Origin of the sequence: Atopobium sp. oral taxon 416 (assembly GCF_018128285.1) — a bacterium.
Taxonomy (GTDB): Bacteria; Actinomycetota; Coriobacteriia; order Coriobacteriales; family Atopobiaceae; genus Olsenella_L.
This window is the reverse complement of record NZ_CP072380.1, coordinates 2752298-2776001: the sequence shown is the minus strand read 5'-3', so window position 1 is coordinate 2776001 and position 23704 is coordinate 2752298. Positions and strand designations below refer to the sequence as shown.

29 protein-coding genes, 1 other RNA gene and 1 pseudogene are annotated in these 23704 nt (G+C 55.8%); 22 read left to right on the top strand and 9 right to left on the bottom strand.

Going from position 1 to position 23704, the window contains the following annotated elements:
* The first annotated feature begins 599 nt into the window (after nucleotides 1–599).
* From J4859_RS17215 to ssrA, 4 genes are all read left to right on the top strand, one after another.
* Complete coding sequence (locus tag J4859_RS17215) at nucleotides 600–728, top strand: hypothetical protein (RefSeq protein WP_256436765.1); 129 nt, start codon at nucleotides 600–602, stop codon at nucleotides 726–728.
* Between the two features lie 140 nt (nucleotides 729–868).
* Complete coding sequence (locus J4859_RS14590; RefSeq protein WP_212331016.1) at nucleotides 869–1141, top strand: transposase; 273 nt, start codon at nucleotides 869–871, stop codon at nucleotides 1139–1141.
* Between the two features lie 381 nt (nucleotides 1142–1522).
* A complete protein-coding gene (locus J4859_RS14585) occupies nucleotides 1523–1690 on the top strand; it encodes a hypothetical protein (RefSeq protein WP_212331014.1) in 168 nt (55 codons plus the stop codon).
* A 307-nt stretch (nucleotides 1691–1997) separates the two neighbouring features.
* Nucleotides 1998–2368: a transfer-messenger RNA gene (gene ssrA, locus J4859_RS14580) on the top strand.
* A 177-nt stretch (nucleotides 2369–2545) separates the two neighbouring features.
* On the opposite strand, the gene J4859_RS14575 is transcribed toward ssrA, so the two are convergent.
* Nucleotides 2546–3094, bottom strand: coding sequence for a pyridoxamine 5'-phosphate oxidase family protein (locus J4859_RS14575; RefSeq protein ID WP_212331011.1), 549 nt, complete (start codon nucleotides 3092–3094; stop codon nucleotides 2546–2548).
* Between the two features lie 176 nt (nucleotides 3095–3270).
* On the opposite strand from J4859_RS14575, the gene J4859_RS14570 reads away from it, so the two are divergent.
* The 5 genes from J4859_RS14570 to J4859_RS14555 all read left to right on the top strand — a co-directional run bounded on the left by J4859_RS14570 (nucleotide 3271) and on the right by J4859_RS14555 (nucleotide 6522).
* On the top strand, nucleotides 3271–3564 hold the full coding sequence (locus J4859_RS14570; RefSeq protein WP_212331008.1) for a hypothetical protein: 294 nt from the start codon (nucleotides 3271–3273) through the stop codon (nucleotides 3562–3564).
* Nucleotides 3565–3585: 21 nt separating this feature from the next.
* On the top strand, nucleotides 3586–4509 hold the full coding sequence (locus J4859_RS14565; protein WP_212331005.1) for a patatin family protein: 924 nt from the start codon (nucleotides 3586–3588) through the stop codon (nucleotides 4507–4509).
* A gap of 917 nt (nucleotides 4510–5426) precedes the next feature.
* Nucleotides 5427–5747 carry a hypothetical protein gene (locus J4859_RS16510; protein WP_249113859.1) on the top strand — a complete coding sequence of 107 codons (321 nt, stop codon included), beginning with the start codon at nucleotides 5427–5429 and terminating at the stop codon, nucleotides 5745–5747.
* Nucleotides 5650–5916 carry an IS110 family transposase gene (locus J4859_RS14560; protein WP_249113835.1) on the top strand — a complete coding sequence of 89 codons (267 nt, stop codon included), beginning with the start codon at nucleotides 5650–5652 and terminating at the stop codon, nucleotides 5914–5916. The genes J4859_RS16510 and J4859_RS14560 overlap by 98 nt, the downstream gene beginning before the upstream one ends.
* Nucleotides 5917–6150: 234 nt before the next feature.
* Nucleotides 6151–6522 (top strand): transposase, encoded by a 372-nt coding sequence (locus J4859_RS14555; protein ID WP_212331000.1) that lies wholly within the window; start codon nucleotides 6151–6153, stop codon nucleotides 6520–6522.
* Between the two features lie 209 nt (nucleotides 6523–6731).
* On the opposite strand, the gene J4859_RS14550 is transcribed toward J4859_RS14555, so the two are convergent.
* On the bottom strand, nucleotides 6732–7010 hold the full coding sequence (locus J4859_RS14550) for a hypothetical protein (RefSeq protein ID WP_212330997.1): 279 nt from the start codon (nucleotides 7008–7010) through the stop codon (nucleotides 6732–6734).
* A 238-nt stretch (nucleotides 7011–7248) separates the two neighbouring features.
* On the opposite strand from J4859_RS14550, the gene J4859_RS14545 reads away from it, so the two are divergent.
* The 6 genes from J4859_RS14545 (at nucleotide 7249) to J4859_RS14525 (ending at nucleotide 10659) form a co-directional block, all read left to right on the top strand.
* Nucleotides 7249–7500, top strand: a complete 252-nt coding sequence (locus J4859_RS14545) for a type II toxin-antitoxin system Phd/YefM family antitoxin (RefSeq protein ID WP_212330995.1) — start codon at nucleotides 7249–7251, stop codon at nucleotides 7498–7500.
* Between the two features lie 3 nt (nucleotides 7501–7503).
* The gene (locus tag J4859_RS14540; RefSeq protein WP_212330993.1) at nucleotides 7504–7800 is read left to right on the top strand and encodes a Txe/YoeB family addiction module toxin; all 297 of its coding nucleotides are present in this window, start codon (nucleotides 7504–7506) and stop codon (nucleotides 7798–7800) included.
* 563 nt (nucleotides 7801–8363) lie between these two features.
* Entirely contained in the window at nucleotides 8364–8900 is a 537-nt protein-coding gene (locus J4859_RS14535) for a transposase (protein WP_371812083.1), read from the top strand.
* A gap of 10 nt (nucleotides 8901–8910) precedes the next feature.
* On the top strand, nucleotides 8911–9498 hold the full coding sequence (locus J4859_RS14530; protein WP_212330989.1) for a transposase: 588 nt from the start codon (nucleotides 8911–8913) through the stop codon (nucleotides 9496–9498).
* A gap of 629 nt (nucleotides 9499–10127) precedes the next feature.
* Nucleotides 10128–10250, top strand: a complete 123-nt coding sequence (locus J4859_RS17210; protein WP_256436764.1) for a hypothetical protein — start codon at nucleotides 10128–10130, stop codon at nucleotides 10248–10250.
* Nucleotides 10251–10506: 256 nt separating this feature from the next.
* Nucleotides 10507–10659 (top strand): hypothetical protein, encoded by a 153-nt coding sequence (locus J4859_RS14525; protein ID WP_212330987.1) that lies wholly within the window; start codon nucleotides 10507–10509, stop codon nucleotides 10657–10659.
* Between the two features lie 250 nt (nucleotides 10660–10909).
* On the opposite strand, the gene J4859_RS14520 is transcribed toward J4859_RS14525, so the two are convergent.
* From J4859_RS14520 to J4859_RS14510, 3 genes are all read right to left on the bottom strand, one after another.
* Nucleotides 10910–11221 carry a chloride channel protein gene (locus J4859_RS14520; RefSeq protein WP_212330985.1) on the bottom strand — a complete coding sequence of 104 codons (312 nt, stop codon included), beginning with the start codon at nucleotides 11219–11221 and terminating at the stop codon, nucleotides 10910–10912.
* A 107-nt stretch (nucleotides 11222–11328) separates the two neighbouring features.
* Complete coding sequence (locus tag J4859_RS17995) at nucleotides 11329–11667, bottom strand: transposase (RefSeq protein WP_212330982.1); 339 nt, start codon at nucleotides 11665–11667, stop codon at nucleotides 11329–11331.
* A gap of 268 nt (nucleotides 11668–11935) precedes the next feature.
* Nucleotides 11936–12304, bottom strand: a complete 369-nt coding sequence (locus J4859_RS14510) for a transposase (RefSeq protein ID WP_212330979.1) — start codon at nucleotides 12302–12304, stop codon at nucleotides 11936–11938.
* A gap of 175 nt (nucleotides 12305–12479) precedes the next feature.
* On the opposite strand from J4859_RS14510, the pseudogene J4859_RS17990 reads away from it, so the two are divergent.
* The 3 genes and pseudogenes from J4859_RS17990 to J4859_RS14500 form a co-directional block, all read left to right on the top strand.
* Nucleotides 12480–12787: pseudogene (locus J4859_RS17990) on the top strand (transposase); the annotation flags it as partial.
* A gap of 9 nt (nucleotides 12788–12796) precedes the next feature.
* Nucleotides 12797–13015 (top strand): helix-turn-helix transcriptional regulator, encoded by a 219-nt coding sequence (locus J4859_RS14505; protein ID WP_371812267.1) that lies wholly within the window; start codon nucleotides 12797–12799, stop codon nucleotides 13013–13015.
* A gap of 94 nt (nucleotides 13016–13109) precedes the next feature.
* Nucleotides 13110–13853 (top strand): YoaK family protein, encoded by a 744-nt coding sequence (locus J4859_RS14500; protein ID WP_212330974.1) that lies wholly within the window; start codon nucleotides 13110–13112, stop codon nucleotides 13851–13853.
* 96 nt (nucleotides 13854–13949) lie between these two features.
* Here J4859_RS14500 and J4859_RS14495 read toward each other — a convergent pair whose 3' ends face one another.
* The 3 genes from J4859_RS14495 to J4859_RS14485 are packed head-to-tail and all read right to left on the bottom strand — an operon-like array spanning nucleotide 13950 to nucleotide 16828.
* Nucleotides 13950–14381, bottom strand: a complete 432-nt coding sequence (locus tag J4859_RS14495; protein WP_212330971.1) for a GNAT family N-acetyltransferase — start codon at nucleotides 14379–14381, stop codon at nucleotides 13950–13952.
* A 46-nt stretch (nucleotides 14382–14427) separates the two neighbouring features.
* A complete protein-coding gene (locus J4859_RS14490; RefSeq protein WP_212330968.1) occupies nucleotides 14428–15951 on the bottom strand; it encodes a UxaA family hydrolase in 1524 nt (507 codons plus the stop codon).
* Between the two features lie 10 nt (nucleotides 15952–15961).
* Complete coding sequence (locus tag J4859_RS14485; RefSeq protein WP_212330965.1) at nucleotides 15962–16828, bottom strand: MBL fold metallo-hydrolase; 867 nt, start codon at nucleotides 16826–16828, stop codon at nucleotides 15962–15964.
* Between the two features lie 189 nt (nucleotides 16829–17017).
* On the opposite strand from J4859_RS14485, the gene J4859_RS14480 reads away from it, so the two are divergent.
* Entirely contained in the window at nucleotides 17018–18457 is a 1440-nt protein-coding gene (locus J4859_RS14480) for an SLC13 family permease (protein ID WP_249113673.1), read from the top strand.
* 106 nt (nucleotides 18458–18563) lie between these two features.
* On the opposite strand, the gene J4859_RS14475 is transcribed toward J4859_RS14480, so the two are convergent.
* On the bottom strand, nucleotides 18564–19679 hold the full coding sequence (locus tag J4859_RS14475; RefSeq protein ID WP_212330963.1) for a sugar diacid recognition domain-containing protein: 1116 nt from the start codon (nucleotides 19677–19679) through the stop codon (nucleotides 18564–18566).
* Nucleotides 19680–19864: 185 nt separating this feature from the next.
* Between J4859_RS14475 and J4859_RS14470 the strand changes: the two genes are divergently transcribed.
* The 3 genes from J4859_RS14470 (at nucleotide 19865) to J4859_RS14460 (ending at nucleotide 23687) form a co-directional block, all read left to right on the top strand.
* Nucleotides 19865–21208 (top strand): enolase C-terminal domain-like protein, encoded by a 1344-nt coding sequence (locus tag J4859_RS14470; protein WP_212330960.1) that lies wholly within the window; start codon nucleotides 19865–19867, stop codon nucleotides 21206–21208.
* Between the two features lie 158 nt (nucleotides 21209–21366).
* Entirely contained in the window at nucleotides 21367–22692 is a 1326-nt protein-coding gene (locus tag J4859_RS14465) for an enolase C-terminal domain-like protein (RefSeq protein WP_212330957.1), read from the top strand.
* An 83-nt stretch (nucleotides 22693–22775) separates the two neighbouring features.
* On the top strand, nucleotides 22776–23687 hold the full coding sequence (locus J4859_RS14460) for a dihydrodipicolinate synthase family protein (protein WP_212330954.1): 912 nt from the start codon (nucleotides 22776–22778) through the stop codon (nucleotides 23685–23687).
* Nucleotides 23688–23704 lie beyond the last annotated feature (17 nt).

Sequence of the window (23704 nt, the reverse complement as noted above, 5' to 3'; positions counted from 1 at the left end):
TCCCTGCGGATTCATGTACCGCTGCCAACTAACCTCATGGCCAGATGTCTGTCACAGGGCCTGCCGCGCAGCGGTGCGAAGCACCCTTGACAAAACAGTAAGACTCGCAGATGCCAGATGCTTCGCTATCCGACGGGATGTGCGAGTCTGGTGGGGGACGTGCCCCCAGCGCCTTGACCCATGACAAAACCGACTTGATCGGTGTCGCTTTTGTGATCTGTCGGATGCCCGGGGCGCAAATCCACTAGGGCCTTCGCCCTGACAGCTCCCGTGACCGAAGAGAGGCCTGATGCTGACAGGCGTCCCCCTACTGTTCTGATCGAGAGGCAAATGGTAGAGGCGATCGTTCAGCCGTAGGCAGTTGAAGGTCGCCCATGCAACAAGGAGAGGTGGAAAGGGTCATCTACGTTGGCGTCGACACCGGCGGGACGGAGGTCGAGCGTACCTTCTTCCCGACGAGCAGGCGGGGGTGCGCCGAGATGCTCGCGTGGGCCCACTCGAGGCGGCGAGGTGGCCCGCTTCGGTGTGGAGTGCACGGGGACCTACGGTGCCGGAGCTGCTTTAAGCACCTCTCGCGCGAGCACGTGCAGGTCGTCGAGGTGAGCACCCCCGACCGCACGGTCAGGCGCAGCAGGGGCAAGGACGACGCCGCGATGGCGCATAAGGCCGCAATCGAGCAGATCCGCTCCCTGATTGTCTCGGCTCCCGACACCGTGTGCGACCAGTAGTGCGCGATGACAGCCGCCCGCCTCGTCCCCAGGTCACGCTGCATCAAGGTCGGGCGCGTCCGGCTAGCGCGACCCTGCGCTCGCCCACGCACATCGCCCTCAAGGCGCTCGCCGCTCGCTACTAGGACCTCGACGATAAGGTGGACGAGCTCGATGCAGCCATCGGGGCCATCCTCGAGGAGAAGTGCGTCAGCTCGCAGGGCGCCACCCAGCTGATGATCAGAGTGGGGGACAATCCGGAGAGGCTCAAGCAGCGAGTCGTCGTTCTGCTGTGCGGGGTAGCAGCGCGTCCTGCGTCGTCGGGGCTCACGACACTCCACAGGCTCAACAGGGGCGCTGGCAGGGCAGCGAACAGCGCAATACACATCGCTGCGCCAGGAAGGCTGCAGATAGACGACAGGACTCGCGCTTAGGTGGCCCGCAAGATGTCTAAGGGACACTCCAAGCTCGAGGCGATACGATGTGTCAAGCGATACATAGCGCGCGAGCTGTACTACGACATCATTGCCCAGAACCGCATGCTCAAAACGACTTGACAATTAGAAGGGCATCATAGGGACAAGATGTTGATCACGCTGCCTTCTTTTCTGCGTCTCTGGGAGCAATATTATTGGCTCTCTCTGTTAGACCACTGTGGATATAGGGAAGCGAAAAGATGTCACGGGATCGTCCTACAATCGGGTTCGACTAAGAAACCGACCTGAAGAAGGCCCCGCATACTCGATATGATACGACAACTAACAAAGTAGCTGACCTACGAGGAGAAGGTCGCACTTACCGCCGACCTCAAGCAGATGATAGGCGAGAAGCTGGCAGCGCAGGCCGGCAAGTCCGCCACATGCCCACACTGCGGATGTCCTGAGTTCACCAGGCGCAGGTGCGACGGTGTCTACCAGACCACCAGAAGAGGCTACGTAGGTATGCCGATTGCGTTCCCTAAGTACTGGGAGCAGGCGACATGACCTCATATCCACAGTGGTCTAACAGAGTCTTCTTTTTGGATCTTTTGGACATGCCACATCAGCTTCTTTTTGCAGCGTGGAAACGGACCGGCCTCTACGGCCCCCACGTCACAGGTTTTACCGCCCATCCGAACATGTACAGCTGTCTTCCGGAACTGTTCGCTTGAAGCCTGAAATCCAGTATACAGCCACAATCCATGAAATAACCCAGCTCAGGAGTGCATTTTTTTCTATTTTGGGTATACTACATATGTGTTTCTGGTGGGCGTTGCCAATACGAGGTAGTTGTCTCACCAATCTCAACTATGGGGGTGACTGGATTCGACAGGGTAGACCTGAGATGAGCAGCAGGCCGTGGTCTCCTCTCCACGTTAATCTGGGGTAATTCAAATTGAATTGACAGCAACAATTCATATGAGGGCTCTTATGCCCTCGCTGCTTAACTTAAATAAGTAGCCGTCAATCCACCGATTTCCCTCGTTGGTGGTGCGGCGTCGACTCAGAGGGATGCTGCATGAGGCTTCTGCTCGTTTTCCTCATGCCTAAGCTTAAACGGGCTTGGGCGTTAACCGTCGGTCGCTGAACGCGATACGCCTCAGATCTAATCAGTGACTGAGCCTGAAGATACACATCAGGGGTCTATTTTGGACCGGAGTTCGATTCTCCGCACCTCCACCATAGTCAATACGACGAACCCCCGGCATACGTGTTTAGGCAGTATGCCGGGGGCTCGTTTTGTCTGTTATAAGGAGGGACTAGGGAGTCTTGTCCTTCGCCTTTCTGATTGCTTAAACAATGATCTGAAGTGGGTAGTGATGACACAAGCCTTGTGAAGGCATGGCCATTATCCAGAAGTTATTTTGCTTCGCGCTGTTTTGTGGTTAGTCGGCTGATATTGACCTGCCATACCGCGACGCGCTTCACTACCTCATCCTTAAACTCAACTGGAACACCCGGTGCCATGTGGTTCATCAAGCAGGTGAGGCCGTGACGTTTTTTGTCGGGATCAAGCACCTCGTGGATAGTACCCCACGCCATGATGCTTTCATAGTCCAACGAATAGGCACAGGCAAAGTTCCCAGTGGTAACACCGATCGGTCTGTCGAGTTCAAGCGCGACCTTGGGATTGGAGTGCCAAGCATCGACCTTGCGGCCTTGGGTTGCGGAATGCAGCCAGAGGGTAGGGAGGGTTGTTGGATGTCCCTTAGTGGTGTCCCATTCATATCCGAAGTTGAGGGGAACAATAAAAGGGCCATCGGCATCTGTTGAGGCGATGCGGACGACATGCATCTCATCAAGCATCTGATGGATTTCGGTAGGATCCGTAACCTCACGCTCTGCACGGCGCATCGGGCGGTGTGAAGTGCCCGCTCCATTGATGCTGGTATTGTCATTTACAGCCATAGGATCTCCTATCCGGTTGTGATATCTGTTCGCTTTTGAGACTACAACAAAGAAGCGGACCTAAAAAGGTGGAGAACCTAGGCCGCTAGACCCAGTGACAGGTTGTATTCCAAAGGTCTCATCCATCCGAATGATTCCTTTGGCCTTTTGTTGCAATACTACGTGATGTAGTCATTATGCTGGAACTCGGTTCATCCACTAAGACCTTGATGATTGGGCCTTCGGCGACGCTTTCCGATGCGCTGCTTGAGTACGGTGCCTGGGGGTTTGTGGGATCGGTAGTTGATAACTCCCACGAGCTGCCCGATCGGGGGGTCTGCCGTACGATAAGCGGGCTTGCGCTCATATATGATGACAACGGCCCTGGCACTGTGTATGAGCGGTGCTCTGTATGGGCATTCGTGTCTAAGCGGTTAATCGTGAGTAAAGCACTCAAGAGAAGCGGGTACAAAAACTTTCAGGACGATTGACCATTCAGGGAGGCTATTGGTGTGAAGCAAAATGTTGCGCTTGTACTGGAAGGCGGCGGTTTCCGTGATATGTTCACCGCTGGCGTCACCGATGTGATGATGGAAGAGGGCATCTGGGGCTTCTCTTCTATCTGGGGTGTGTCGGCAGGTGCTATGAGTGCCGCATCGTACAAGAGTCGGCAGATCGGGCGTACAATGCGCATCATGTTGGCCTTTAGGGATGATCCCAGGCTCATGTCAATGTGGTCCTATATCACGACAGGCAACATCGCTCGGGCGGATTTTCTCTACGACAAAGTGCAGTCCACATTTGATCCGTTCAACGGAGAGCTCTTCAACCGAAACCCGCTGCAGATGTACTGTGTGGCGTCAGATGTGACCTTCGGTACACCGGCCTACCTGCACGTAAAAAGCCTGCCGGAGGATGTGGAGTCGATCCGGGCCTCTTCCTCCTTACCCCTGTTCTCAAAGATGGTCGATGTAAACTCCCATCACTATCTCGACGGCGGTACGACCGACTCAATTCCGTTTACACAGGCGATGGGGTTGGGAGGGTCCAAACCCCTTGAAGGCTATACACCTGCGACCAAGGCAGTCGTAGTGCTCACGCGGGACCGTAACTATATCAAGGATCTGGGCAATGATGGACTCGTCCTCCGCTCTCACCGCTATGACTCCTATCCCTATTTCATTGCAGCTCTCGAAGACCGCTATGAGCGCTACAATAAGTGCAGAAAGCAACTTTGGGATTTGGGAAAGGAAGGCAGCTGCCTGGTGATTGCACCAGCAAAAGTGGTTGAGGTCGGCGTCGACGAATCAAGTGGAGAGAAGCTCTTGAACCTGTATCTTGAAGGTAGGCAGCAGGCCTTTAAGGCGATCAAACAACTGAGGGAGTTCGTTCCTGAGCCGGATTGGGTGCCTGACGAATCGATAACGCATTATTGATTCCCAGCACGGGTGCAGTTTCATTTTTTGTCTTGTGAAGCCGGGGGTCCTTCATCGGCCCTATTAGGCGAATGACAGTGATAGACAAGAACCGTATAGGTGTGAGATAAGAATAAAATAAAATGTGATGACAGAGTGACTGCTCTATACCTGTATCGAGTGTACCTGTGCAAAACTCTCTGTAAGACCACCATTGACCTCGGCCCTTGCCTTCCAGCAGTCCCAGAGGGGCTGGGGCATATCGACAAGTGCGCCTCGTGTGCACATAGCTGCCTTCTGCAAGCTGTCCTGAGAGCATCTCCTTGCTGTCCTGCTTCGAATACTTTGTCTGCTTTGTCCACAGGAAGCAGGCGAGGCAGTGGCCGAGCCACTTTGTCGACACCCCATAGAGGGGAAGCAAGAACTTGCCTGAGCCTTCGCTGTATCGCATTGACAAGGCCGCTTCTCACTGTCCCTGGACTCCTTTACCACGCTTGGTGTGTGCTCAACGACGCCAAGTAAGGAAGGAATACGCGCTATATCTTGCATGGTTGTCTGTTGCGACCCAAGAGCTGTCGGCGATGCCTGAAAGGGTAACCTTTAGCTTCGACTCGGTGGGCCTCCCCGCGAAGTGTTGCATATTCGTCTCATTACAGTGGGAGAGCCAGCCCCTGAGGCCTCTTCGAGCTTTGGGGGTTTCGACAATGAAGTGCCTGCGGATTCCCTAACCTTGTAGATGGCCCTGAAAGGGGCTGCTGGCTAGCCTTCCCCGGGCAGTCGTGTGCCCTTGCCTCTTGCAAAGGCCCGGGGGGTGTTGCTGCCAAGGGATGGTGGTCTGTCCGAAAACGGCTGATAGGGATGTGCCACACGATAGCAGGGTAGTGTGGATGTCGCCCCTCAGACACGCTGGCCTGCCGACCTAAGAGGAGGGTACCACCATGGAACACAAGCAGAAAGACTGGTTCGGGCCGCAGCGCTTCTATCTCGGCATAGATGTGGGGAGACCATTTCACTGGGCAGTGGTCCTGAGCCCGGGTGGCACAATCGAGATCAGCTACAGGCAGGACAGGTGCCAGGAGAACATCGAGGCTCTGCTCGACGAGGCGGAATCGGGCGCCCTGGTCAATTGTGGACCAGAAGAACAACATCGGCTCGCTTATCGTGTACAGGTGGTGCGCGAAAAGGATCGACGTCGGATACCTTCCGGGGAAGGCCATGAAGTACGCCTGGGAGATGTTCCCCGGAACGGCCAAGAATGACCGAACAGATGCCGAGGCCATCGCGCAGACGGGCATAGGTGACAGGACGGCCATCAGGCCCATAGCCGAGACGGACGAGCTGGGTGCCTGCGTATCGCTGGTGTCCTTACAGCTCTCATATGCCACGAGGCGCTCCGGCCTGCAACAGGCTCCATGCGGTGCTTCTTAAGTCCGACCCCGCCGCCGAGGCCGCCGTGCAGCTCTCGAGCGCATGGCAGCTCGCGGCCATGGCCGAATGCGGAGGGGCAACAGGGCTTGCCGCGGCAGGCAGGAGGCACTACTGCACGCTGTGCGCGAGACACGGCGTACCTGTACAGGCAAGGGATGCATTCTGGAAGCTGTCCCACGCTCTTTCCCTCCTCGCCCTTCCATCCCGATGCAAAGGACATGCTGGCAAGCAGCCTTGCCAGGGAGATCCTCGCGGCCAGCTCCGAGAGGGGCGGAGCTCTCCGCGGAGCTGGGCCGCCTGCTCCAGGACGATAAGACCTACCGCTGCCTGCTCACCATCCCGGGCATAGGGCCCAAGAGCGCCTCGATGTTCGCCACCTCGCTCTTCCTAAGAGACAGCAAGCTCGCCGCATACTGCGGCCTCGTACCCGCAGACCATGACTGCAGATCCTCCATCAGGTCGCAGAAGAGCGCCCATAAAGGCAACAAGGCGCTCAAGAACCTCCTCGTATTCAGCTGCAACTCGCTCGTAGGGACGAAGAGGCGCTTCGGGAGGTACTACGATGCTTGGCAGCGCCAGGGGCATGAGGCACAGCAAGGCGCTTAAGGTACTCGCTCGCAAGAGGCTCTGTGTCATCTATGCAATGATGCGCGATGGGGTGCCATATGTGGAGCTGCCGGCTGAAGATGTAGAAAAGTCACCTGCTATGGCTTGACAGGACTATAGGGACACTCCCTGGGCCTTCGTAAGAGGCAGGAGCACACGGCTGTCCGGGGAAGGTTAGCCGGCAGCCCCGTTCCGGGCCATTTACAAGGTTAGGGAATCCGCAGGCAGTTCATTGTCGAAAACCCCAAAGCTCGCGGAAGCCTCAGGGGAGATCTCTCACTGTAATGGGATGAGTTGCGGCTGTTGTGCTCATGGTGGTACCAGGGGCATCTGGGAGCGGGCTTGTGGGCGTTAGCTGCTTCGTCGAACGTCCAGAAGCCGACCTCCTCACGGCATCTTCTCGCGGCTAGTGCGCAGGAAAGATCGGCGAACTGGGTGGCTGACAGCCACTCCACCATGGCGCCGTAGGGGTTCTTGTGGTGCGGCATAATCACTCAACATGTCCGCCAGCGGGCCCATCCGCCCAGGATGTCGCCAAACACGAAGACGGATGGGACCCGCTGGCGATCTCGTGTTTGGCGATGCGATCATACCATCAGGAGTGCCTGGCGGCCAGGCCGGTCGGGCCGCCTCCATCCGCACACTGGTTGGCTATTCAAAATCAAATATTCGGGTAGAATATAGTGTATGTAAACACGTACGCGTTCGTTAATCGAGGAGGGAAACATGACTTCAATAAGTGCTACCGCTCTGAGGAAGAACCTTTATAAGGTTATCGCTCAAGCGAATGAGGACTGCGTACCAGTGGCAATAACGAACAACCGGGGGAAAGGAGCTGTGCTCATCGGAGAGGATGAGTGGGCTTCAATTGAAGAGACGCTTCACCTAATGGAGATACCCGGCATGGCGGAGTCCCTTATTGCTGGAATGAATGAGCCGGATAGTGAGTGTGTGCCTGAGTCTGAATTGGATTGGTAAACCATGTGGTATGTGGAGTTTACCAAGCAAGCAGCAAAAGATGCTTCAAAATTAAAATCTGCAGGGCTAGCCATCAAGACAAAACAGCTTGTTGAAGTGGTGAGAAGGGATCCCTTCGGGAGACCGCCGTCATATGAGGCCTTGGTGGGTAACCTGATGGGATTGTATTCTCGACGAATAAATCTACAGCACAGATTTGTATATATGGTGACACCTGGGACGTTTCAGAAGGACAGTATTACGTACGAAGGCATCGTAAAGGTTGTCAGAATGTGGACGTACTACAACGGCGTTCGCTGATACTGCTAGTTGTAGTGGGAAGCTCAATATGTGCATCCGCGGCAGGCCAGAGAATTAACCTCTGGCCTGCCGTTTTCTTTATTTCTGCTGTGTGGCGATCCTAGGGAAACGATGAATAATTCGCCTCGATGAGGTAGCTGGGGCTGTACGCTGTATGACATCGGCTCAAAATGTCTCGAACCACGCAGTGCCCATACTCACATAGATGCCTATCTGTCTTCTGGATATGGTATAGCTACATCCACACATTCCAGCATATCCAAAAGGAAGATATGGACAGACAGATGAGCTTTTAGGACCTTAAATCCTAAGGTCTAAGGAGAAAGACTGGGTGAGAGGCATTCCTGGAGCGAATGGATACAATCGTTGTGTGGGACAGCTGGATTGTTCTGGTAGATACCAGCTACCGCTGACATGCTCTTGTCAGGCATGTGCGCGCTGTAAAGACAAAGCTTTAGATAATATGAAGTGACCTCACATTAGTAGCAACGTGGATTTGCCGCTATACGATAGGTGTTTAACATAAAGTAAGCTGGTTTACCACATACAAAAGCAGATCACTAATGAATAGAGTACTCAAAATCGCAATGGATGTCCATAGTTCGAATTACACTTTGTGTGCAATGGAGCCTGTGGTTGGGGCAGAGGACAGGGTCTTCGCCAACATCCAGGTACCCCCTGATTATAAAAACGTTCTCCAATTTATTGAGAACCTTAAAAAGAAACTTGGCCTTACCGATACTTATTCTGTTGAATGCGGCTACGAAGCCGGATGTCTTGGATACTCCTTATACCATCAGCTAACGAACGCCGGTGTAAAATGCGTCATTCTTGCGCCGAGCACAATGCTAGCCCCTCAGGGCAAGCGGGTGAAGACGGATGCACGTGATGCCAACATGATCGCCCAGTGTCTTTGCTATGGCGGATATCTTGCGGTTCATGTTCCCACCGATAAGGATGACTCTGTAAAAGAATATCTCCGTATGAGGGATGACCACAAACTGGCACTCAAGAAGATCAAACAGCAGATCAATGCTTTCTGCCTGTATCATGGCTTCTTCTATGATGGCAACAAATGGACAATCAAGCACTGGAGCTAGCTGAAGACACTTGGAACTGGATGATCTGCTGCGTAAGACCCTCGACGAGTATCTGGCATCCTATAAGGAACACTCATCAAAGATCGAACGCTTCGACAAACGGATCGAGGAACTTGCTGGCGATGATGATTACAAGGAAAGTGTCAAAAAGCTTGGCTGCGTTGTCGGTATAAAGACTCATACGGCACCTTCACTGATTGTAGAGACCGGCGATTTCAGTCGTTTTGCCAAAGGCAATACCTACGCTGCATTCCTCGCCCTTGCGCCGGGAGAATCTTCCAGTGGAACAAAGATCCAACGTAGCGGAATTTCAAAAGCTGGCAACAGTCATCTTCGTACGCTTCTTATTGAAGGGGCAAAAGGAATCTGCAAGGGACAGATCGGACATAAATCCAAGGAACTGCGCTGCAGGCAGGACGGAAATACAGCTGATGTCATTGCATATGCTGACAGAGCAAACACAAGACTTCGAAGCAAGTATTACCGGATGATCCGCCATGGGAAAAAAAGAAATGTAGCGGTTGCTGCAGTTGCCAGGGAACTTGCCTGCTTTGTATGGGCAGTGATGACAGGCACTATCGCTTTCAGAGAAGCCTAAAAGAAGGCAGCATGAGTAACATCTGGTCCATTTGTCTGTCAAGGGTGCTACGCACCGCTTACGCGGCAAGTCCTGTGACAGCCATCTGTCCATGATGTCTATGGGCAGCCAAGGCATAAATCCACAGGAATCTGCGGATTTATGCAGTAATAGACAAAGTAAATACCTGACAGCATCTGGAAGGAGCTGTGATCACTGTAAGGTTTAAGCCATCCGCGTCCATCCTATGTTGGCACTGGAAACAGTAATCCACGCTTTTAGATCGCAGGGCTCACGGCAAAACCATTAGCCTGTTGGTAGCCAATCCACGTATAACAGAGTGGCCACATGCCGGGAACTGTTAAATCAGAGCTCTTTCCAGATGCTGTCAGAGAAACACAAATGTGGCTAGCCAGGGGGGGAAATTTCCTGAAATTGCCTCTTGACAACGGTCACTTCATAACAGGATGTAGCCTGCTTTAGGTCATGTTTGCTCTCTTAAGACGAGGAAACTTAAAGATGCTATCCTGGGTTGCCACTCCTGGCAGCGTTTCTGTGCACGCAGACCTCATGTCTGAGCAGGTGCCAGATGCAACGACACTTGCGAAGATGCGCCATAGCCTTAAAGCGAGAGGAGTTCGGTAAAGCTTGTGCTTCACGACCTGAACTTAGAACTTAAGAAGGCAGGGATCACGGCGCGGGGCGGCTCCATGGTGGATGCGACCTTCACCTGGGCCTTAAAGCTTAACGAAGAACCAAGACCGTACGCGTAACCCTTAAAGCGCACCAGTCCAAGAAAGGGGGAGCCTGGCGTATCGGATACAAGGCACATATCGGTGTGGATGCCGCAGGCGGCCTTGTGCATGGTGTGGAGACGATCGCCTAGAATGTATCTGACATATCCTGTGGCACATACACTCATAAGGGAAGATGATAGGTTTTGCTGCGCAGACTTTAGGCTATATAGGTATAGCGAAGCGCCCTTAAGGACGCATAAAGACCCACACCTCTCATCTATGCGCTAAAGCGTTGCTAAGGAAGCCTTCGACTAGAGAGGGTCTTGCCTGTGCACTCTTTTCCGAGAAGGGCATCGAATCCAGGAAGGCATCCGGCCGCTCAAAGGTAGAGCATCCCTTCCTTATCGTGAAGCGGCGCTTCGACCCCTTAAGGACACGCTACTAGGGGATAGAGAAGAACTCCTGTATGCTCAATGTCTGCTTCGCCCTTGCAAACCTTACCCATGTGCATCTCTGCCGGCAGGCTGCACCTCCCGGCTCCCGGAGTCGCCTGGTCCGTCTTGGAGCCTCCTTGCGGTGCATGGGGCAGGACGGATGTAAGGATAGCGGCTCCTGTACATGCTGGATGAGCATCCTTCCCCGCCTTTCCCGCATACCGGCCTAGAAAAGTCGTGTGGCCGGTCCCCTCTGGTACGTCATGGGGCATTAATCATCGTTTCCCTAGGTGCCTTCCTCTGCAGGGCATAGATGGAATTGTCCATGTTGAAGAGATATGCTATCACGCACATGACGAAGAAGTACGGCAGGTAGGCAAAGCTGAACACCTTAGCGTCGATGAACATGGGCGCCAGCAGCGTGTTCGTGGCGATGCCGAAGACTGCGGCGCAGCCCAGCATGGCGGCCAGCTCCGTGGGCATGCCCAGCGCCGACTTCAGCACCACGCTCAGGCTGGCGCCGATGGCAAACAGCGGGGTTACCTCTTCTCCCTGGGTCAAGTCCGAATTCATGTGTAAGATCGCTGCCGCGTTCCCTGCCTTACGCCTTCGCCATGTCCCTTTGGTTGCGCGCTATCTTTGCGAGCTCGTCTTCCACCTGCAGGAGCTGCGCGTAAGTCCTATCCGTAGTAGCTGTTCCTCTGCGTCGAGCTGCACTCGTTCTCCTCGGTAAGGACCGACCCGATCAGCCTGATCACCGACGCCTTACTCGGGAAGACCCCGACAAAGCAGGCGTGCCTCTCTATCTCCCTGTTCAGCCTCTCCAGGTAGTTGGACACCCTCATGTACAGGCGCATCGCGGCGATCAGTACCCTCGCCGCCCTTGAGGCAACGTCGCGCAAGTCCGCCAGTATCTCGTCGCACCTGTGCCTCTCCTCCGGTGCGCTTGGCAGTTGAGCCTCTCGACCAGCTCCCCCCTTAAGGCCGACGCGCACGCCCTTGGGGGTGGCCTTGCACACGTTGCGCAAGTGGGCCTGGCAGCACCTCCCTTACGGCCGCCACGAGCCCCTCTCTGGCGTCCACGAGGGAGCGCAGGAAGTCCGCCAGCATCTCGTCCCGTGTGCGACTCGGCAAGCGAGACCCCGATGACTTAGCAGCGCCCTGTACCTCACGCGGTGGTCGACCCTGACCTTGAGGTAGGTGGCGTTTACCATCACGAACGGCTACTCGCCCTTAAGGGGCCAATCGCAAAACGCCCTGATAGCGGGGTCCAGCTCGGCGCAGGCCTCAAAAGACGGAGCGCTTGGAGAACGACCTTTCGCAGACCTCCTCCATGACTCTGCCCACCTTCACTGTAAAGACGCCCGTGACGACCATCTCGGTCACGAGGGTCTCAAACGGGGCATTGCGCTGCCTTGACACCTTCAGCTCGATGGTGGCGACCCTGGTCGTGAGGGACCTTGCCTTCGTCTCGTTGTGGCTATCGGTGCGCTGCTGCGTTTGCTCGTAGGGCTGGGCGCACAGCTGCTCGGCTGACTTCGCCCTCAGTACCCCGTTGAGCGTCTCCTGGAGCAGCAGCCTGAAGGCGTCCCCGCCCCCGTCGGTAAGCAGCCCCAGTACCTCGTCTTGGTCCAGTGCAAGATTGATTCGAGCCATGTCCGTCCTCTTGGGTGTCCTCGTTGTTTGTCGACTGCGATCCCACCTTGGCGGCGGGCCTCTGGCACGCCCGCCTTTTACACCACTTTACGGATGCGGCCTCGAGTCTCTCATGAGGGGCGTGGTCGAGAAGCACTGCCCGTCGCTGCTTACAATCTAGTGCCTTAAGACCCTGGGCACCTCCGAGCTCGCCGTCGCCGCAGGCGACAACCCCGAAAGGCTCAAGGAGCAAGGCCACATTCGCGATGCTGTGCAAAACGTCTCCCATCCCGGCATCGTCTGGCAAGACATCGGGTTGCATACACCTCAACAGGGACGCTGACCGGTGTGCCAACAAGGCGCTGCACACCGTCACAGCGAGGCGCATGAGATACGACCCCAAGGACAAAAGGCTACGTTAAGCGGTGCATGTCGGGGCCGCACGCCCTCTCGAAGCTTGAGGCAATCAGGTGCGTCAAGAGATACATCGCGCGCGAGGTCTACCACGCGCTCATGTACTCAGGGACGGAGGTCGAGCGGGTCGACAGGCTCTCGCTTAGGGAAGCGCGCAAGAGCGCCGGCCTGAACCAGGCCAAGGTCGCGCATGCCCTCGAGGTGTCGCCTTCCACGGTGAGCGGATTTGAGTCCGGAAGGTGCGAGAGTTGGATGTTCGCGGAGAGGTATTCCACCTGGGTACTCGAGAGCATGCCAATAGATGTCGAAGGCCCATGAAACGGCTCTTGACATCTATAGGAGTGTCGGTTTTGTCCAAAACTACAGTGATTTGCGTAGTGCGCGCTTAGTAGCGCGTCGAGTGGTGCGCGCGATGGAGACGCAACCAAATGGGACAAAGGAGCGGGATATGGGGTCAGAGTATCTGGAGTACGAGCGACGATGGATCTTCTGGCTTCTGATCTTCGTGGCAGGCTGGTACGGTGCCTACACTTCTGCCCTGCGCAGCGGCGTGTTCTGCAATGTCCAGACCGCAAACGTAGTATTTCTGGCTATGTACCTGGCCAGGCAGAAGTGGTTCTCGACGGCGTACCTGCTGTTGCCCATCAGCGCGTATCTGTTTGGCTCGTTCCTCTCGGAGTGGATAGGGAAGGGCGTGAAGCATCTGCACTTCTTGCGCTGGGACACGCTGCTGGTGGCGCTGGAGATGTGCGCGGTCGTGTTCCTGGCGCTGATGCCCGCTGACTGGCCCGACCAGATCTGCCAGGTGACGCTGAACTTCGTGTGCGCCATGCAGTTCAACACCTACTGTCAGATAGAGGGCCTGCTTGCTACCACGACCTTCGTCACGAACCACATCTGCCAGATTGTCGCCACTCTGGCCATGCTGATCTGTCACCCTGAGAGTCACGACCTGCGTCGCAAACTGAAGGCGCACGTCTTACTGTTCCTGTGCTTCACGGCCGGTGCGGTCGTCTCGACCGTGATGTGCGGGTTCTTCTCGTACACGTCGCTGCTGAGCGCATTGATCCCCTTGGCTGCCGTGCTTATCTGTCTGGCGTGGGCTGACCTTCTGGTGGAGCATCGCTACTTCGACGCCGTGTTGCGCGGGCACTAGGGCAGGCGCGTGTTAAGAGTTTGCTTACAAGAAGAGCAAGCCGGCTGGGAAACCAACCGGCTCGCTTCTGTCTTCTAACTGTTATGGATGTCGCAGCTACAGAGTCCTGTCGAAGCGATAGTGGGTCTTCTTGAAGCCATAAGACTCGTAGAACTTGTGGCTCTCGTCATGGCCCAACCTGCTGTTGAGCGTCATGGTCTCGCACCCCGCCTCACAGGCCACCTCGACGGCCCACTCTAGCAGTTTGAAGCGAATGTCACCATTGCGATACTCCTCTGCTACAGTAAGTTCGCTGACTTCGGCAATGCGTGCGCCGTCATGGAGCTGCCAGGTGCAGTTGACACCGACGAAGCCCACGATTTTGCCGTCTTCGGTCTCGTAAACGCCCAGCTTGTGGCGCTCCTCGTTCAGCTGATCCACAAAGGTATGGGCAAACAGTCCCTTGTTCAGCTGGTGCCCATCCATGATGGTCGTGCTGATGAGGTTGTAGATGGCGGTAAGGTCGGACGATGTTGCATAACGTACCATGGTTACCTTCTTTTGTCCGTCTGATGGATGACTGGTGGGCGCCTGTTTACGTGATGGGTGCAGGGTTAAAGATGCACAGGTCATTTGCGAGGCCGTGCGCTTCTGCCAGAGACTGCTTACGGCCGCTGACCACGTCAATCAGTAGCTTGAAAAGTTCCGTGCCCACATCTTGTATACTACGCTTACCGCTGGAGATGGGACCAGCGTTGATGTCGATGAGGTCGGGCCACATCTGCTTTACCTCGCTGCGCGAGCAAATCTTCAGAATTGGAATCTCTGCCAGACCGTACGGGGTTCCGCGGCCTGTGGTGAACAGCTGGGCTCCGATGCCGCTGGCAAGCTGGCATGGTCCACAGACCATGTCGCTGGCAGGCGTGGCTGCATAGATGAGGCCGTGCTTGGTCGGACGCTCGCCCGGGGACAGGACCTCGACCACGGGCGAGGAGCCCGACTTCGCGATGGAGCCCATAGCTTTCTCCACGATGTTCGAGAGGCCGCCCTTCTTGTTTCCTGGGGAGGGGTTGGCGCTACGGTCTGCGCCACCGCGCGCGAGGTAGTTGTCGTACCAACGCATCTCGTTTGCGAGCTTCTTCTTGGTCACCTCGTCCTTGCAGCGGTGTGCTATAAGGTAGACTCCGTCGCGCACCTCGGTGACCTCGGAGAACATGGCAGTTCCTCCGCCAGCAACCAGCAGGTCCACGCAGTAGCCGATGGCGGGGTTCGACGCCACGCCAGAGAATGCGTCAGAGCCACCGCACTGCACGCCCAGCAGGAGGTCGGAAAGAGGCAGCGTCTCGCGATGTCTCTGGTTCAGGTGCGCCAGCTTGCGCTTAGCCATGGCACAGATTTGGTTGACCTGATCCTCGAAGCCGTGGCACTCCTGGAGGACGATGACGTTATCGGGGTTGTTGTCCTCGGGACGGTCCTCGCAGAACATCTGTGGCGTGAACTTCTCGCACCCCAGGCTCACGAGCATGAACTCTCCGCCGAAGTTCGGATGCCTGGCGATGTTGCGCAGGATGCGCTGTGGAATGTAGGCGTCCGTCGCGTTGATGGCAACGCCGCAACCATATGCATGGTTTATGGGCACGACGCCGTCCACGTTGGGATACTTCGGTAGTATCTCGCGACGAATCTTTTCTATTGCTACGTTCAGCACACCAGTGACGCACTGCACGGTGGTTTGAATCCCCAGGTAGTTGCGAGTGCCCGCATAGAAACCATCGGGACTCTTGTATCCCTCCCAGGTGGTGACGGGAGGCGTTGGCGGATTCCAGCCCACGTTGGTGCCCCACTGCATCTGGTCCAGCGGCGGTGGGATGGGCAGCTTCAGTGAGTCCTCGTTGATCCAGGTGCCGGCGGGGGAGTCCTCGAACACGGTTCCCAGCACGACGCCGCAGCGAATGACCTTGCCACCCTTCGGGATGTCTACGAGCGTCACCTTGTGTGCCTGAGGTATGGGTTCGCGGGCAAAGACGCCGGGCGCCACCTCCTCGCCAGCAGCAAGGTCGCGTATGGCGATGGCGACGTTGTCGTGTTCGTTGACCTTTACTACCAGCTTGTTGTCCATGCTTCCCTCCTTAGCGATCGGCTTGTTTGCCTTTGCCCTCAAAGAAGCTCTTTGGGTAGTAGGTCTGCACGAGCCTCTTGCGACTTTCGACGATGTGCTTCCATGTGTACGGGGCAACCCAGGTGCTGTAGTCGCTTTTATTGGCTGGCATGTTGGCCAATACGTTGCCCATGTTTAGGTGGCTTGGAAAGGCGATGTCTATATCTAGTTGTTCCAGCTCATCACAGTCGCGAATGAACTGTCGCACGATGACTTCGGTGATGTCCCACTTCTGGAGGTTCTCGGGTCCCATAATCGGGATCTCCAAACCTCTGTGCATTGCACAGCAGTAGGTCTTGCCAGTGCTTTCGTCGGTGTCATCAAAGAAGAATGCAACCGCCCCGGGGGTGCGTCCGGGCGTCAGCCGCACGTGGATGGACATACTTCCAACCTCTATGGGCTTCTGGAAGTCGTAGAAGTTTGCCACGTCATAAGGAACCATCGGAAGTTCGCTGGTGTCATCCCTCCACTTCTGGTGAAGAACCTCGTCTTGCTGAGACAGCCAGATTTCGCAATCCGAGAGACCCTGAATGTAGGATGCACCGTTTGCATGGTCCCAATGCCAGTGCGACAAGAGCACCTTATGGATGTCCGCGGGATCGAACCCCAGTCTCCAGATGTGGTCGACCATGAGGTATACGGACGCTCTATATCCCGTATCCAGAAGCACGAGTCCGCCGCTTGTGTCCATCAAGTAGGCGCAGACGTCGTCGTTTCCGCCCACGTTCCAAACGTGCGGTGCAACGCAGTATGCATCGATGGCATGTTTGAAGAGTAGGTTGAGCTCGTCGCCCAGGTGTGGGTGGTTCACGGGTGCGTAGAAGATTTTCTGTCCCATCGTGTCCTCCTCTCCAGCTACTTCTGATACAGGACCTTCGTGAAAGTAGTATCACGCGGTGCCATTTCAGAGGCATTGTTATGCAGAACATGATTTAAGTTGCTCGGAAGCCACTCTTTTGTTCCAAGCAGACTTTTTGGCAAACGATAGTCACCGTAGAATTCGATATGTGGCAGGTAAGGGAACTGTATGAAGTATGAATATAGTTCAACATTCGTTAGCCTCGTCATACTCCGTCGGGCTTCCCGGGGTGAGGAACTGTCGATTGGAGGGGTCTACGTGAACTTGGGATTGGCATTGCTTGGATTCGCGACCATGATTGTGATTACGGTCGTGCTGCTGAAGAACAAGGTGAGCACGCTGCTTGCCTTCACGGTGTTTCCGTTGGTTGCGGGGCTGATTGCCGTTTATGTGGCGGCGGGCAGCTTCACGGCAGTGGACATCACTAGTCTTCCCGGTACGTTTGGCACCTGGCTCAAGGACGGTTTCTCAAAGACGACGTCCATCTCCTTGATGATGCTCTTCTCGCTTCCATATTTCATGATGGTGGCGGACACAGGCATGTTTGACGACATTGTCAAGTTCCTCATGAGGCGCATTAAGGTATCCGCTCCGGTCATCTGTGTGCTGACGGTAATCGTCGCGTGCATTTGCGAGCTTGATGGGTCCATCACGTCGGTGTTTCTGATAACAGTTCCGCTGATGCTTCCCCTCTACGAGAAGTTTGGTGTCGACAAGAAGATCTTGCCTTTCTTGACTTGTGTTGCCATTCTCATCATGTGCAATACGCCCTGGAACCCGAAGATTCTGCGTGCAGCTTCCTTAGTTGCCGATCAGGGTATCACCGGCACCGACCTGTTTATCAAGATTGTCCCGATTCAGATTTTCATGTTTGTCCTGGTCATTGGTATTGCCCTCTACTTTGGTGCCAAGGAGCGCAAGAACCAGAAGGAGGGCATCGAGATCTCGAACGAGGAGCTTTTAGCTCAGTTCAAGGACACGGAGCTCACGAGGCATAATCGCTTTGCCTTTAACCTGCTGTTCACTGCTTTCCTGGTGTTTTGCCTCATCGCATTCAGCAGCATTCCCCAGTACTACGTATTCGCATTTGGCCTGGTTATTGGCCTGCAAGTTAATTACAGGGATTTGAAGCAGCAGAACAAGCTGCTCAAGAAGTACGCCAGCTCCTTGTTCCCCGTCCTTCCCGCAGTGCTTCTATCGGGTGTCGTTGTCGGCGTGATGCAGGACAGCGGCATGCTCGATGCCATGGTCCAGTTGCTGATGGCCCTCGTTCCTTCTGTCATGGGTCCCTACCTGTATCTCATCATTGCCCTGTGCAGCACACCGCTCATGCTGGTGTTCACAAACGATACCTGGTTCTATGCGCTTATGCCCCTGATTATTGCCTTCTCGGCTCAGTATGGTGTGCCTGCGCAGGTTGTCATTGCAGCGCTCTACATGAACTTCGGCTCGATGGTCTCGGTTGTGGCGCAGCCGCAGCTCTACATTGCGACAGACCTTACCGGAATCACGATCGACGAGCACATCAAGTTCTCGTTCCTCAAGCTTTGGGCTATTAATGTCGTCGTCGTTCTGTTTGGCATCGTGACCGGCGTGTTCATGCCCTAGGTCTTGTATAGCGAGACATCGAAAAGCGAAAGAGGGGGCCCGCGCAGTTCATTTTGAGCTGCGCGGACCTTTTCTGTATAGGGCGAACTTTTTTACCACGAAGCACTTATCTTTGGCGTAGATAGCTCCTGAGTTTGAACGCCATGGAGAGCACAGCGTAGTCTGACAGGTCTCGGGGGTTATAACCGGTCATGCGTGCAATCTTGTTCAGCCTGTTCTGGAGCGTGTTCTTGTGCAGAAAGAGCTCGTCTGCGCTGTGGGTAATGCTTCCGTTGTGTCGGGCGTACGAATCGAACACCACTTGGAAGTCATCGATTTCTTTGTCGGAGAGATCTCCGAACACGTGATTCACGAAGCTGGCGGACTCGTCCTTTGGGATGGCCGTAAAGACGATGCCCTCGTCCATGCTCTCAAAAAACCGGACGTTCCCCTCATGCTTGAACAGCGACCAACTCAATGCCCTGCTGGCCCTCTCGTAGCTTCTCCAATACTCTTCCTCGGACATCGCAGTGTCGCCTACGCCGAAATAGAATTCCGCGTCCAGATGGTTCTCGAGGTCCTTATGGATGTTACGAACAAAGGTGGAGAGCTTGCTTCCCTCCCTGTTGGCGAATATTCTCACCTCCTTTTCGGTTGTGGAGAAGAAGCAGCCGGGTTCCTGGGATAACCGCGCGTAGAGGATGGGGTAGACGTCGCCAATTTTGTCCATCCGCTCGTTGTCGGCACGTCTTCCCACAACGGCTTTGCGAGGAATCGAAAAGTCGATGTTCAGCACCGAGGCAAGGTAGTCTACGAGACTGTGATCGTGGTGCTTTAGAACCAGCAGGTTCACAAGGTTTGAGAAGCGCTCCATTGCGTCGAATCGGACCACCTGATCGTGGTTCTCACGAATGAGTATTTCTGTCATCCTTCCGATGATGGTGCCAAAGGAGCTGACCTCGTCCAGCTCGCCGGTCATTCCAACGACTGCCACAACGGCTCCGTTGAACAATACGGGCACGTTGATTCCATGCTTGGCACCCTTGAACTGGTCGCTGTCGTCAACTGCTACCGTTTGGCTGGTCTTTGCGGCAAGCCTGGCCGCATCGTGCGTGGTACCGACGCGTGAGGCATCGGTGCTGGCCACCACGCGTCCCGTCGTGTCAAAGAGGTTAATCTCGTGGTTGACCACGTCCTTCAGGCTGGTCACGATGCTCTTTGCGATTTTGGGGTCTAAGTTCATGGCACGTCTCTGGTCTTTCGTCCGATGAGTATCACTATGTAATATGATATATCATGTTATGCATGACAGCTACAACTCCCTATATGGCCTGGACGGTCTGTTACTGAGTCCATGGCTATGTGTCCTGAACCAACCTATCGTTTTGTTTGCTGAAGGACAAACGGCCCTGGGAAACGGAGGATGGCATGGTACCTACAATCGAGAGTATGGAAGTTGTTCCTGTAGCAGGCTATGACAGTATGCTGCTGAACCAGGCTGGAGCTCACGAGCCTTTTTTCACGCGGAACGTCGTCGTGATGCATGACTCACAGGGTTATGAGGGCGTGGGAGAGGTACCTGGTGGCGAGGTCATTACCAAGCGCCTGGAGTCCTGCATACCCCTCGTGGTTGGCAAGCCCGTCTCGCAGTGGAAGAACGTGGTGAGGTCCTGTCGCACGATGCTGGAGCAGCAGATTCAGGGCAAAGCTCAGCCCACAGGTCAGGAGACTGCTCACGCGCAGATATTCAAGAAGGTCACCAACGTGCTTACCGGCGTCGAAACGCCCATGCTTGACATCATGGGCAAGCACCTTGAGGTGCCGGTGGCGGCTCTGCTGGGTGAGGGACAGCAGCGCGACTCGGTGCGTTTCCTGGCCTACCTGTTCTATGTCGGTGATCGCACGAAGACCGACCTGCCCTACATCCACGACGATGACAACTCCGATGAGTGGGGACGTGTCCGTCGCGAGCCCGCCCTGACCCCGGAGGCTATCGTACACCAGGCCGAAGCCGCTCAGGAGCGCTTCGGCTTCCATGATTTCAAGCTGAAGGGTGGTGTCTTCGAGGGTAAGGAGGAGATCAAGGCCATCAAGGCGCTAAAGAATTGCTTCCCGGATGCGCGCATAACCATCGACCCCAATGGTTGCTGGTCGCTGAAGGAGTCTCTGAAACTCTGTCGTGACATGACCGGTGTTCTGGCATATGTCGAGGACCCCTGTGGTGCTGAGGGACGCTTCTCCGGTCGTGAGGTCATGGCGGAGTTTCACCGTCTGACGGGCCTTCCGACCGCAACGAACATGATTGATACCGACTGGCGCGAGATGAAGGCAGCTATCCGCCTGGACTCTGTAACCATTCCACTGGCAGATCCCCACTTCTGGACCATGGAGGGATGTGTGCGTGTGGCACAGCTGTGCCACGACATGGACCTCACCTGGGGCGTACACTCCAACAACCACTTCGATATCTCGCTGGCCATGGTGGCCCAGGCGGCGGCTGCGGCACCTGGCAAGTTGAACGCCTGCGATACCCACTATATCTGGCAGGATGGCCAGCATCTAGGCAAGGTGGCTCCGCACTTTGAGGACGGCTGCCTGCGCGTGCCTCGCGACGGCGTCGGGCTGGATATCGAGCTGGACCACCAGAAGCTCAAGGCTGCTCACAAGCTCTATGTCGACAACGGTTGCGGCACGCGCGATGACGCGCGTGGCATGCAGTTCTACATCCCTGGCTGGAAGTACGACTCACACAGGCCTGCCATGGTGCGTTAGCGTCGGTTGTGTAGATGGTACGTGGAACAACACACGTGTATTCGAACATGATGTCATCTGTCCTGTGTGACTTTGAGTTGTTCCGTAGACCTACGTAAGATTGTTTCTAGATTTAGGACGGCAATGAGGGTCATCAACTACTAATAGTGGAGGTCACAATGGTTCCCAAGATTGAAAAGATGGAAGTCTATCCCGTGGCAGGCTATGACAGCATGCTGCTGAACCTCTCGGGTGCTCATGGTCCCTACTTCACGCGCAACGTTGTTATTCTGACCGACTCCGAGGGTGTCGAAGGTATCAGCGAGGTTCCCGGCTCTGCAAAGATTACCGAGGTTCTGAACGAGATCGATGATCTGGTAGTGGGACAGCCTGTCTCGCAGTGGAAGAACGTCGTGCGCTCCATCCACGACAAGTATGCCAACCTGGACAAGGGTGGCCGTGGTGCCCAGACGTTTGACCTGCGCACTACTGTCCACGTGCAGACCGCCGTCGAGGCAGCGATGCTCGATATTCTGGGCAAGCACCTTGAGGTGCCGGTGGCGGCTCTGCTGGGTGAGGGACAGCAGCGCGACTCCGTGCGCTTCCTGGCCTACCTGTTCTATGTCGGTGATCGCACGAAGACCGATCTGCCCTACATCCACGACGATGACAACTCCGACGAGTGGGGTCGCATCCGTCGCGAGCCCGCCCTGACCCCGGAGGCTATCGTGAAGCAGGCCGAGGCCGCGACCGAGCGCTACGGGTTCGTGGACTATAAGCTGAAGGGCGGTGTCTTCGAGGGTAAGGAGGAGATCAAGGCCATCAAGGCGCTGAAGAAGCAGTTCCCCAACGCCCGCATTGACCTGGATCCCAACGGCTGCTGGTCCCTGGCCGAAGCCGTCGACCTCTGCAAGGACATGGTCGGTACCCTGACCTACGTCGAGGACCCCTGTGGTGCTGAGGGACGCTTCTCCGGTCGTGAGGTCATGGCGGAGTTTCACCGTCTGACGGGCCTTCCGACCGCGACGAACATGATTGCCACGGACTGGCGCGAGATGAAGGCGGCCATCCGCCTGGACTCCGTGTCCATTCCTCTGGCGGATCCCCACTTCTGGACCATGGAGGGCGCTACGCGCGTGGCGCAGCTGTGCCACGACATGGACCTCACCTGGGGCGTGCACTCCAACAACCACTTCGACATCTCGCTGGCTATGGTCGCCCAAACCGCTGCGGCGGCACCCGGCTTCTATAACGCCTGCGACACCCACTACATCTGGCAGGATGGCCAGGCGCTCACGAAGAACCCGCCCAAGATTGAGGATGGTCGCGTGAAGGTCCCGTACGACGTCCCTGGCCTGGGCATCGAGATTGACCGTGACGCCCTGATGAAGGCGCACAAGCTCTTCGTTGACAACAACCTGGGGACCCGTGACGACTCCATCGGCATGCAGTACCTCATCCCTGGTTGGAAGTTTGACAGCAAGCGTCCCGCACTCGTGCGCTAGCAGATTGCATCGGTTCGAACTGGCCGTACGAATTCCCACAGTTCCCCCTGGGGTTTCGTACGGTGCATATGGAGGAAGGCCTTATGTCAAAGGAAATTAGTGCAAATGGTTACCATGGCATCTTTGTTCCCATCTTGACTCCCGTCGGCCAGACCGGTGCCATCGATGAGGCAAGGCTGCGCAAGCAGGTGGATTACGTGATTGACCACGGCGTTGACGGCATTCTGGCCTTCGGCTCGAATTCCGAGTTCTACATGTTCGACGACGATGAAATGATTGACGCCACGAAGGCCATCTTGGACCAGGTCGCCGGCCGTGTTCCCGTGATGCTCGGCGTCGGACACATCCGCACCAGCAAGTGCGTCGAGCTGGCACGTAAGGCGGCAGCGCTGGATGTCGACGCCGTTTCGGTGCTGCAGCCCATGTTTATCCAGCCCACGACCCAGGCGCTGTACAACCACTACGCAGCTATTGCCAAGGCAGTTCCGGACACGGCGATGTTCATCTATAACAACCCTGGCAGGGCAGGCTATCCTGTGCCCATTCCTACCATCGTTGCCCTGGCGCACGACTTCCAGAACATCGTTGGCATAAAGGATTCGTCCGGTAATATCACGAACCTTCAGGAGCTTGTTCGTCTGACGTCTGACATCAACTTCACGGTCTTCGCTGGCAAGGACACCATTGTTTACGCCGGGCTTTGCTGTGGTGCAGATGGTGCGGTGTGCTCCACGGCAAACATCTTCCCGGATCTGGTCTGCGGCATCTACGACAAGTTCGCGGCGGGGGACTACGTGGGGTCGCGAACCGAGCAGTTCAAGCTCAACCCTATCCGCCTATCCCAGGATGCGGCCAGCTTTCCGGCGGCGACAAAGGACATGGCAAACCTGATGGGCATGGAGGTTGGTCCTTCCATCCTGCCGACCGAGCCCACTCAGGGCGCCGCACTCGACGGAATGAAGGCGGCCATGCGCGAAGGCGGATATCTGAAGTAACTCTTCGTTGGCCTCTA